Source organism: Mesorhizobium sp. M0195 (assembly GCF_040322115.1).
Taxonomy (GTDB): Bacteria; Pseudomonadota; Alphaproteobacteria; order Rhizobiales; family Rhizobiaceae; genus Mesorhizobium.
The window spans coordinates 18,069-27,211 of sequence record NZ_JAMYSV010000036.1 but is presented as its reverse complement, the minus strand read 5'-3'; the positions used below and the strand labels follow the sequence as shown (position 1 = coordinate 27,211).

Genomic DNA, 9,143 nt, shown 5'->3' with positions numbered 1-9,143 from the left:
GAGCCATTTCTACGCCTTTAACCGGGGTTCTTGAAAAAGATCCCTAGCGAACTGCACCGAAGGTTCTGGCACCCAGACGAGGTTCGGTCTCGGATCGCGACAATCCCCAAATGTCGGAGGAGTTCTGGCTCGGTGATCCAAAGATGGGAAACATATGTGGTCCGCCGCCGCTGCTGATCGACGACCGAGTCGAGTCAATTCCAAGGCCAAGCTGCATTGGCTGAGCTTCTCACTTGAAATGCTCAAAGAAATAGATGGAGACTATCACCATTGATCAACAGAACATCCTCGTCGGCATTCGTCCAATAGAACCGGCCGACGAATCCACCTTGTACGCTTCCGAAGTTACCCCGATGGGACGCGCTGTTACCAAAGTCCGTCGCCAAAGCGGTGCTGCAAGAGTAATTGCCCGAACACTTCTTGGGAAACTGGGATTCCCACCACTGCCGATCTTAAAGACGCGCTCTGGTGTTCCGATCTGGCCGGCCGGCATCGTCGGATCTTTGGCTCACCACGATACAGTAGCAGCCGCCGCTATTGCAGGAACGAAGAGGATTGCAACTCTCGGCATCGACATTGAGCCTAATGAGCCACTGCCGGAGAACTTGATCGAATTGATTGCTACCCCTAACGAGCAACGCATGTACGATCTACGCCTGCTTGAGCGGCGGGACCTCTTTGTTTTGAAGGAGGCCGTATATAAGGCGTATTTTCCACTGTACAATGACGTTCTTGAATTCCAGGACGTGGAAATTGATATCTCTGCGCGATTAGGGTACGTGTCGAAGGCAAATTGCACGTTTTCGCTCGAGTTACTTATTTCCAACAATGTAATCGGGTTGGCGTATTCACGGCCGACGTGCGGTGACCTTGCCCCGCTGATCTAATCCGGTTGACGTTCGTTCTGGCCCATCGAGAGGACCAGGACATGAAACGTAGCCGCTTTTCTGAAGAGCAGATCATCGGAATTTTTGAAGGAGCCGCAAGCACGGGGTCAGCGACGCCTCGATTACAACTGGGAGGGCCGCTTCGGCGGGATGGATGTCTCCGAGGCTCGGCGACTGAAGGCTCTGGAGGGAGCATGAGGAACTGTGGGGCGGTTATGCGGCGAGAGCTGTTTCGTCGGTTTTGTTGCAACGGCTGAATAGGGGCACAGAGAGGCCCTGATGCGAGGTCAATCAGGCGGCGAGGATTTCGAACTGCTCGGCCAAGGACGGATTCGGATTGAAGGCGTACCTCGCCTGTCGCTTGCGCATCATGTGAATCATTTCGATGCCGGTCAGGATGGTGGCTGCGGTGGCCGTCGATTTGAAGCCGAGCATCGGCCGGATACGGCGCTTGATGCGCCGATGGTCCTGTTCGATCCGGTTATTCAGGTATCTACTCTTGCGGATCAGGATCGGCTTCAGCCGGCGCCGGGAGCGGTCCTGCAAGCGATTTGTGGTGTCGCAGGAAACGATCGCCTCCCGATTGGTCTGGCTATCGTCGATGACGACGCGATCCGGTCGGCGATGACGCTCCAGCGCCTTTCTGGGGTCAGGACAAGAGCAGTTCAAAATCTTGCGCTAAGAGCGAACGGCTCCGACGCTGTGCTGATGGGAGGCTCCGCGCCTCCGCCGGTTGCTCAACCCGCGCCAAGAGGCGTAACAGAAACGGCCAAGGCTCTAATCGCCACTGGAGGACAGTTCAGTGGCATGTATGGACGGCCTCCGCGTGGCAAGGGCTTTCTGACATTGATGACAGGTCGGTCGGCTGCAGGCATGTATTCGGCCTTTGAGTGCGGCCTGTTGTGGCGTTGCGCCAGGATGGACATTCTGCTGAATTTTACATGCGGCGCCGTTTCATGGATGCGCGCTTGGGCTCCCCATTTTCTATTGCCCGCCCCGGCTCATGCCGGGCTGGCTTCTTGGCGTTTTGGGAGATTTGTTCACCATGGTTCATAGTGGCGGCGCAACCGTCCGGCGAGCGCCTCACCTGAGGCTACATGGCGGCGTGGAGATTGCCTCAGAAGCGGCGCCCAATCGGAAACCTTAGCACCTCCGCGTTTTGGCGTGGCTGCTTGAACTCTTCGACGGCAACCGCCTCAATCAACAAGTCCAAGGCTTCGCGTCCCCTTCGACTCATCGGGTCATCGCCACAAAGGTAGTCATACGCTCGATCTAAATGCACTCGGGCGGCGGAAAAATTGCTTGTCATAGGACCCTCTCTACCCGCCCGCATTGCCGTCTACGAGGTGAAGGTCGCGCCATCGTCAATATCTACAGACAAATTTGAATTAAATCGGAGATGATCGGGGGAGTAGCCAGGATTTCCCCCCACGGTGACGACGCCGAGGTTTCGGCATTCCTCGCGCGCCTGGAGGACAAAGTCCCCTGACATGATGCCGCCGTCCAGCCCGCCGGCGATCACTCGCTGGCGCTCGGTCGGATCATAAATGCCGAGCACACCCCGTTCCGAGATCACCTCTGACCGGCGTCATTCGATGCGGACGCGGAACCGGCCCGATTTTGGCGGCGTAGAGCCAGAGGCGGCCGCCAGGTCCCAGGCCGGGTGGCTCCAAATCGCGCTAGGTCGTGTGGATCAGGTTTGTCCACACCACTTAGCTATACGGGGGGGCGATAATGCCATCGAAGAAGAAATGGCGCAGGTGTGGGGTATCGATCGTCAGAGCACCCAATCCCGCCCGCAACGCGGTTCGCAGCCATCTCGACCGATTGGTGGACTCCTGACTGCGGGATCTAAGGAGCTTTTCTTAGCCTATAGCTAAATGGAAATGCGCCGATCCCCTCGATTGAGCAAACCTCGGCCCAACCTATTGGACTCCAGAGCGAAAAGAGGCGTGCGGCTCGAGCGAATTGCGAGGAAAAGGAAATGGCGCCTCGGCATGACTGACTCCGACTGCCTGAGCGCCGGCATCGCCTTTCAGTACGCGCAAGGGGAGCGTTCCGGTGGCCAGTGCTGCCTTGCTGGAACGGAGCAGGTGGGCTGTTCTAGCAACACGGTTTAGTGCCCGGGGTGCCAACGATGAACAAATGCGCAGGAACGCTCGATCGGGCGCCTTCGGCAGGCCTGAGACCCTACAACCTGTGCAAGTGCACAGGTAGCGAAGGTGAGCGCATTCAAGCACGTTTGAGTGTCGGCGCAATTTCCATGCCGACCACCAACGGAGATTTCTGCGATGACCAACAACATTCGACTAATGAAAGCGAGCGAGATTCCCGCCTTCGTCGACAAGATGATCGAGGCTGGCTGCGACATCTGCGCGATCGGTCACTTAGGCTATTCGGCAGGTGATGTTGACCGGAAGGTACCCTGGCGCAAGGTAAGAAGAATCGTAGAAGAGTTTGGCGATCGTGATCACCTGCTACCGGAGATCGTTGCCTATCTTCGCTCGATTGGCCGGTACATAGAACTCTCGTCGTCGACAAACGAGGGCCGGAGACCGCACAAAACAGGCACTCGAAGTTGGAACGTATAAAGGACGGGTCGGATACGATTGTCGAATCCGGCTCCTTCACCGACAATGACGAGCTGGACTTCGGGACCGGTATTGACGCCAACGAGCTGTGGTTTGCCCAACAGGGCAATAACCTCATCTTCTCGTACTGGGCACCACGGACAAGGGTCGGTCAATGACTGTTCGCCGGGCAATGTCGTCGAAACTATCAAGTCCGGCGACGGCAAGGTGCTTAGCCATTCCGACGTAGCAACTCTGGGTCGCGGCCATGGCTGGTGTCGATCCGGCAACGTCGCACACGGAATTCGGCATCCAACCAAAGATGCGCGGTTTGGCGACGCCTAGCAGGTTGGAACCATCCCTGCCGCAATGCAGCAGTCCTGGTCGCTGATGAAAACAAGTCCAAGATGCCCGGTGGTGCGCTTCCACCGCACCACCGGGATCTTTGCCGCAGCCAAATGCAGAGAATCCAGGCGCGCGCTGAAAATCGTGAGAAATTCGATTTGGATTATGACAGCTGATAAAATGACCGGATTCAATTTCGATATCAATCAGCGCCCTCCGCCGGGGGCTGTCGGCCCGCATCGCGCCTGACGGCGGCGCTATGCTGGTGCTCCTACGGCCGCCCTGTTGGCGAGGGCCTTCGGGTCATCGCACTGTCACGCTTCGGCTATCCGCCTTCCCCCTCATGCTCAGTCCTAATCGATGCGATGGACGCCCCCCGAACGGCATCGCGATGTGCTGTCGTTTCCGACTCTGAACCATAGTTCAAAATCCGATAACCGCAGTTTACTGAAAGAATCCACAACTTCGTAAGCTGCGGCAGGAAGAAAAAGGCAACACAGGCGAAACCGCCCGGTAGTTCCATAATCTATCTTATGCAACTTTATAAGTATTGGCACTGGTTTCAGTAAGCGAATGCAGTTGCACCGCATCGAGGTCTTATCGAAGCTCATTGCTCAGGTCAATATTACTTTAGATCCCCCCTGATCACTGATGAAACACCTAGAACCGGAAGTCGGTTACGCCGGAGTTTTCTGAAACGCCGGTGGCTGCTCGAGGTCAGACCATATCGGTTTTCGCTCGCGTTCCCTTCTCGGCTCACTCACCCCTTCCCTCTCGGCTCACTCACTTGTGCGGCATGCAATAGATGCCCTCGGATTCCATGAGTACCGCGCCGCCCTTTAACTCGCTCAATGCGCCGACCCAGGCTTCCGAATAAGTGCGGCTGGCATCCACGGCCGTCAGCCAAAGAACGCGATTGTCAGCCAGTTCGACTTTAACTTCCTGCTGCAAAGGGCTTGCCTGCACGGTCTGTTGATAGTGCCGTTTGATCCTGACATTGCTGGCCGGGAACTCAGCTTCGTTGCTGCCATAGTTCAGCACAAATCCAGTGTGGTCCTCGGCCACTGTGCAACTGCCGTCACGCTCACACACGATTTTTGCGGCGGTCTTGCAGTCCCATTTCAGTGAAGCGGGCCACATCGGATTGTCCGCGCTCGATCGCGGCTTGTCGCTCTGACCAGCCGCCGTCGAGACTGCCCATGTGCTCATTATCGCAGTCGACAGGAGAAGCGCCTTCAACACTTATTACCCTTCCCTGATCCAGTATTCGCATTGAGCTTTCGAAGCCATCGCTGTCGTCGGCGTGAATGAACCGGACAGAGACGTTTTGTGATCCTCACGGCGACTCGTCCTGCGTGATCACCTGGCTTATTGGCACGTTGAGATTGAACTGGCTTATGGCACGTTGAGATTGAACCAGCTTTTCTGGCGTAGGCCGTTCGCGTCGTCATACTCGATGAACCAGGGCTTTGCGCGCATCGGCCGAGAGATGGTGTAGTAGGTGGAGCCGTTACCAAGGGAATGCCCTCTATCGTTGCCCGTGATCTGGATTTTTGCCGTCACCAACTTACCGTTCATTTTGATCTGGGCCTGTCGAGATCCGTTGTCATGGTCTTGGCCGAGGCGACTATTCGTGAAAGTGACGGGCAGTGTGAGCCTGTCGGAGCTGATGCGGCAGATGTTCCGTTCTTGCCTCATTCCTGGCCGATCGGAGTCGTAGCTGCCAACTGCTTGCCAGCCAGAAGGACAATCCTCATACTTCTCGTATCTCGCGGCGCTGGAGTTGGCTTGCGGACAGGTCGGCCAGTTAAAACCCGGAGCTTTCATCGCCGCAATCAACTTGTAGATTGGCGGGTGGCAAGAAGGAGTGCCCTGCCAGTCACCGGACAGACAGAGGAGGACCTGACAGCCCCATTCCGATGCCTGTGATTGGGATGGAAGAGCTGCGGCGCCCGCGACGGCGGCTGCACCCACCAAGAGATATTTCAGTACGATCATAGCCTTTTCCTCGCGGCGGATTCTGATACTTTACTATGGATCATCCGCGCGAAAAAGGACAGATCGAGAAGGTAGGTTTGTGCGACTACATCGATTTATGAAACGAGACATCGCGGGCGTGGTCGACAACCCGTTGCGTGTCAACATTGCGACAACGCTGGAGCGGGAGAGAGCCAGGCGTGGCCTATCCCATATGCACATGGCCGAGCTGTTCCGGACTGTCGAGGGCGAAAGGCTCGCCTACCGGACCTACATCCAGACCGTGCGGCAGAAAAACAATGTCACCCTGACGACGTTGCAAATCATGGCAAGCGGCTTGCATGTGTCAGTTGCAGACCTGCTCGCGGGCGGAAAAAAACTTCCCGAATGGGCGCATCAGTTGGACGAGACTGCAATCCGCAAGCGTCTGGCGCACATCATCGACATTGAGCGAAAACGACGCACTTTGCTCCGCTATGAGATGGCCGAGCTCATAGGCGTGGCGGAGGCGACATTCATGAAATTGGAACGCGCAAGCGGTAATATCAGCGTCGACACAATTGCCGCGATCGCCAAGGCGTTGAAACTTGATCCAGCGACCTTCCTCTTTTCCGATAAGGTCCCGCCATCAACTGATCTACCTGTTTCTGACGCACCCGGAGGCGTAGATTCTCATTTCAGAGAGCCGTAAACTTCCAGCGTCATCATCCGTCTAAGCTGGGCTACACCGAATGGCTGGCAGGTTTTCGCCGTGATAGCGCATACCGGTGCAATTCAGGTGAAAATGGAGCAGAGCTGAGAGCTCACAGCTAGCCGCCCCACGAGTGTTCCTTTGTTCGCCCGTACCTGCGGCACGATTGCCAAAAAGTGGCTGCGGCGGAAGCCAGGGGAATTCTGACCTGTACAGTTGTGCCGACACCATGAGCACTCTTGATGATGAGCATTCCGTTCAGCGTCGAGACCATCTGAGAACATGCGGTCAGGCCAAGGCCAGTATGATTCCCGGCTCGCGTTGAAAAGAAGGGAGTAGTTGCTTTTGCAACGATTGCAGGTGGCATGCCTGAGCCCTCGTCGGCCACTTCAAGCACGAGGTAAGTGCGCGGGAAAAACGGGCGCCGCTTGACTGTCGCGGAGATGAGAACTCGGGCGTTTTTGGCGCTCGACGAAGCGGCCAGCGCGTTTTCTATCAGCTCATTCACCACCAACCGTAACGGCGTCGCCGGGACGGGTAGCAAGCGCGCTTTGGAATCGACCGAGACTTGCACCAAACTGCCGCGATCCTGCGTAAGATCCTCGAGCAGTCGGCCGAGCGACATAGTGCTGGAATCTTGTGGTGCATAGGCGATCTGAAGCACACTGTTGGTGATCGATTCCAGTTCGGTCGCAGCACTGCGCGCAGCCTCAAGCATTTCGCCGCTCGGCTGCTTGTCTGGTTGTGCGTGCTCAAGGAACAGCCTCAAGGCTGTAACCCGCGATCGGGTCATATGCGCAAAGAGCGAAGCGAACGAGCGCATATGCTGGTCATGGCGATTGGCTAAAGCATAACGCTGATGGATAACGAGATAGAAGGTAGCACCCAGGCCAAGTGCGATGGCGAAGATGAACCAGTTGCGCGAGGCCGCAATGTCGATGCTGGCGGTCTGCTGCAAGGTGGCGCTGTGATCAACGGTAGAGCTGGAAATCTCGTAAATTGACTGTTCCAGCTTGGCCATCTCGGCAATGGCTTGGGTGTAGTTTCTACGCGCTGACACAAGAGGTGCAATTCTCTGTTCGAGGGTCAGGCGAATCCGGCCCAGGAGTTCGGCGGCATGGTCGGGAAAAAACCGGTTCAGATAGGGCAGGTTTTCCAACTGCGCGACGTTGACGCTCACCAGCGCCATTTGTCGATCGATGTCCGCATCAAGCTTGCCCGTCTCGTCGGCGATGCGAAGATAGCCATAGACTCGCAAAAGACGCTCGCGAATCTGTGCCGCACGCCACTGAATCTCGAAGGTCTGATTGAGGATGGCATCAGTCTCCTGACGATAGCGGTTCGATTGGATGAACGTCCACGCACTCAGGCCAAGCGCCGCAGCCATACCGAGATACGGCAGAACAGTGAACAAACGGCCGTTGAAGAACTTCATTGCGTGGCGCGCAGGATGACTGGGAAAAATACCCAGATCGAGTTTCTTGCGGGAACGTAGGAGGCGGGCAGCTGGTCGAAGGGCCAAACGATGAAGATGGGGCCTTTCTCTACCATGCTGATCGGGCGGAAATCCTGACCCGGCAGGCAATGTGAACCGGCCTTGTCGTTCTCGTTGCAACGACGCTCGATCGCCAAGATCGGATTATAGGACCGGATTTCGTCCATATGAATATCGGAAACGAAGTTGTCATAGGCGACAACTTTCACCTCCTGCGCGGCGGTGATTCCGGCCTTGGCAAGCACATTTGCAAGCAGTGGCCCACGATATTCTATTTTCTCGTTGTTGCTCGTCCAGGGCGTACGCGTGTCATAGGTCTGTTGCGGAAACTCTGCCCGCAGCTGCTTTACCGAAAAGATGGCGACGGTCTTGCCGCTGGCGTCTTGAACCGACACTTCGTTGGGATCGAGGGGAATTTCCTCGGCGGCGCTGGCGAGCGGAAGGGACAGGGCAAACATGACGGCGAGAGCATTACGCAACATCTTCCACATCCTCGTATTCGCGGGGTCCATCGTTCTTGGCGAAGAGCACGCAAGGTCCTCGGGAGCCCCGCGGATCGTAGGCAAATCCCTTTTCTGCTAGGGCAAGCGTGATGTTGCGGACGCCGTCAAGGCCATAGAGATGATCGTGCAGCTCAAGAAAAATGCGCTCGACGCCGGGCAGCTCGGCATCCTGCAGAAGTTCTTTCTCAGCACCTTCAATGTCCATGACGAGGGCGTTTATTTGATGATCGGTGATGAAACGATCGACGTCGGCCGAGACGATCGAAAGTTCGCGCTCATATGGTCCTTGGTCTTTGTCCGTGGAAGACATCCAAAGGTCCCGGCGAACGTAGAAGGTGAAGGACCGCGGCGGGCCTGCTGTGAGGATACCCTGGGAATATGTGACATTGTCGAGATCGTTGGCCGCTATCACGCGCTTCGCTAGTTCCGCTGTTGCGGGATTTGCTTCAAAAGCCCACACCTGAACGCCGGGGATTTTCGCAATCAGTGCGGTGATGATGCCGATACCGGACCCTAGCTCCAGTACGCGATCGCGCGCCTTGACTGCCCTGAAAATCCACTTCGCTTCCTTCGCCTCATAGCTCTGGCTTTGAAGCGCTCGCCAGATGACCGGCGAGACATCCTGCGGTTCCACGGGAACCTTGATCCCATGTACGGTTAGAGAAGCCATCGCGA

General features: G+C 56.5%; 11 protein-coding genes and 2 pseudogenes. 4 read left to right on the top strand and 9 right to left on the bottom strand.

The window, feature by feature from the left end:
• Positions 1–254: 254 nt before the first annotated feature.
• Together NKJ12_RS30435 and NKJ12_RS30430 are read left to right on the top strand one after the other, a co-directional pair.
• Positions 255–887, top strand: a complete 633-nt coding sequence (locus NKJ12_RS30435) for a 4'-phosphopantetheinyl transferase family protein (RefSeq protein ID WP_352707235.1) — start codon at positions 255–257, stop codon at positions 885–887.
• A gap of 41 nt (positions 888–928) precedes the next feature.
• A pseudogene (locus NKJ12_RS30430) lies at positions 929–1,076 on the top strand (transposase); the annotation flags it as partial.
• 102 nt (positions 1,077–1,178) lie between these two features.
• Here NKJ12_RS30430 and NKJ12_RS30425 read toward each other — a convergent pair.
• The 3 genes and pseudogenes from NKJ12_RS30425 to NKJ12_RS30415 form a co-directional block, all read right to left on the bottom strand.
• Positions 1,179–1,532 (bottom strand): annotated as a pseudogene (locus tag NKJ12_RS30425) (DDE-type integrase/transposase/recombinase); the annotation flags it as partial.
• A gap of 472 nt (positions 1,533–2,004) precedes the next feature.
• Positions 2,005–2,196, bottom strand: coding sequence for a hypothetical protein (locus NKJ12_RS30420; RefSeq protein WP_352509872.1), 192 nt, complete (start codon positions 2,194–2,196; stop codon positions 2,005–2,007).
• Positions 2,197–2,226: 30 nt separating this feature from the next.
• Positions 2,227–2,445, bottom strand: a complete 219-nt coding sequence (locus NKJ12_RS30415; RefSeq protein ID WP_352707233.1) for a hypothetical protein — start codon at positions 2,443–2,445, stop codon at positions 2,227–2,229.
• A gap of 733 nt (positions 2,446–3,178) precedes the next feature.
• Here NKJ12_RS30415 and NKJ12_RS30410 point away from each other — a divergent pair.
• On the top strand, positions 3,179–3,478 hold the full coding sequence (locus NKJ12_RS30410; protein WP_352509870.1) for a Y4lK-related protein: 300 nt from the start codon (positions 3,179–3,181) through the stop codon (positions 3,476–3,478).
• A gap of 320 nt (positions 3,479–3,798) precedes the next feature.
• Here NKJ12_RS30410 and NKJ12_RS30405 read toward each other — a convergent pair whose 3' ends face one another.
• The 3 genes from NKJ12_RS30405 to NKJ12_RS30395 form a co-directional block, all read right to left on the bottom strand.
• Positions 3,799–4,008, bottom strand: a complete 210-nt coding sequence (locus NKJ12_RS30405; RefSeq protein WP_352707231.1) for a hypothetical protein — start codon at positions 4,006–4,008, stop codon at positions 3,799–3,801.
• A 577-nt stretch (positions 4,009–4,585) separates the two neighbouring features.
• Positions 4,586–5,044 (bottom strand): hypothetical protein, encoded by a 459-nt coding sequence (locus NKJ12_RS30400; RefSeq protein WP_352707228.1) that lies wholly within the window; start codon positions 5,042–5,044, stop codon positions 4,586–4,588.
• A 153-nt stretch (positions 5,045–5,197) separates the two neighbouring features.
• Positions 5,198–5,800 carry a hypothetical protein gene (locus NKJ12_RS30395; protein WP_352707226.1) on the bottom strand — a complete coding sequence of 201 codons (603 nt, stop codon included), beginning with the start codon at positions 5,798–5,800 and terminating at the stop codon, positions 5,198–5,200.
• Positions 5,801–5,897: 97 nt separating this feature from the next.
• Here NKJ12_RS30395 and NKJ12_RS30390 point away from each other — a divergent pair, with 97 nt between their 5' ends.
• The gene (locus tag NKJ12_RS30390) at positions 5,898–6,470 is read left to right on the top strand and encodes a helix-turn-helix domain-containing protein (RefSeq protein WP_352707223.1); all 573 of its coding nucleotides are present in this window, start codon (positions 5,898–5,900) and stop codon (positions 6,468–6,470) included.
• 118 nt (positions 6,471–6,588) lie between these two features.
• Here NKJ12_RS30390 and NKJ12_RS30385 read toward each other — a convergent pair whose 3' ends face one another.
• From NKJ12_RS30385 to NKJ12_RS30375, 3 genes are read right to left on the bottom strand one after another with little or no spacing between them, the layout of a single operon-like run.
• Positions 6,589–7,905: a sensor histidine kinase gene (locus NKJ12_RS30385; RefSeq protein WP_352707221.1), complete on the bottom strand. Its 1,317-nt coding sequence runs from the start codon at positions 7,903–7,905 to the stop codon at positions 6,589–6,591.
• Positions 7,902–8,456, bottom strand: a complete 555-nt coding sequence (locus NKJ12_RS30380; RefSeq protein WP_352707219.1) for a putative pterin-binding protein — start codon at positions 8,454–8,456, stop codon at positions 7,902–7,904. Before NKJ12_RS30380 ends, NKJ12_RS30385 begins: the two co-directional genes overlap by 4 nt.
• The gene (locus tag NKJ12_RS30375; protein ID WP_352707217.1) at positions 8,437–9,138 is read right to left on the bottom strand and encodes an FkbM family methyltransferase; all 702 of its coding nucleotides are present in this window, start codon (positions 9,136–9,138) and stop codon (positions 8,437–8,439) included. The genes NKJ12_RS30380 and NKJ12_RS30375 overlap by 20 nt, the downstream gene beginning before the upstream one ends.
• Between the last annotated feature and the right edge of the window lie 5 nt (positions 9,139–9,143).

What these genes read in the sequence shown, in the direction of transcription:
- NKJ12_RS30390 (WP_352707223.1), top strand. Translation starts at nt 5,898, where the DNA reads ATGAAACGAGACATCGCGGGCGTGGTCGACAACCCGTTGCGTGTCAAC.
- NKJ12_RS30380 (WP_352707219.1), bottom strand. Translation starts at nt 8,456, where the DNA reads ATGTGGAAGATGTTGCGTAATGCTCTCGCCGTCATGTTTGCCCTGTCC.
- NKJ12_RS30435 (WP_352707235.1), top strand. Translation starts at nt 255, where the DNA reads ATGGAGACTATCACCATTGATCAACAGAACATCCTCGTCGGCATTCGT.
- NKJ12_RS30420 (WP_352509872.1), bottom strand. Translation starts at nt 2,196, where the DNA reads ATGACAAGCAATTTTTCCGCCGCCCGAGTGCATTTAGATCGAGCGTAT.
- NKJ12_RS30375 (WP_352707217.1), bottom strand. Translation starts at nt 9,138, where the DNA reads ATGGCTTCTCTAACCGTACATGGGATCAAGGTTCCCGTGGAACCGCAG.
- NKJ12_RS30395 (WP_352707226.1), bottom strand. Translation starts at nt 5,800, where the DNA reads ATGATCGTACTGAAATATCTCTTGGTGGGTGCAGCCGCCGTCGCGGGC.
- NKJ12_RS30410 (WP_352509870.1), top strand. Translation starts at nt 3,179, where the DNA reads ATGACCAACAACATTCGACTAATGAAAGCGAGCGAGATTCCCGCCTTC.
- NKJ12_RS30385 (WP_352707221.1), bottom strand. Translation starts at nt 7,905, where the DNA reads ATGAAGTTCTTCAACGGCCGTTTGTTCACTGTTCTGCCGTATCTCGGT.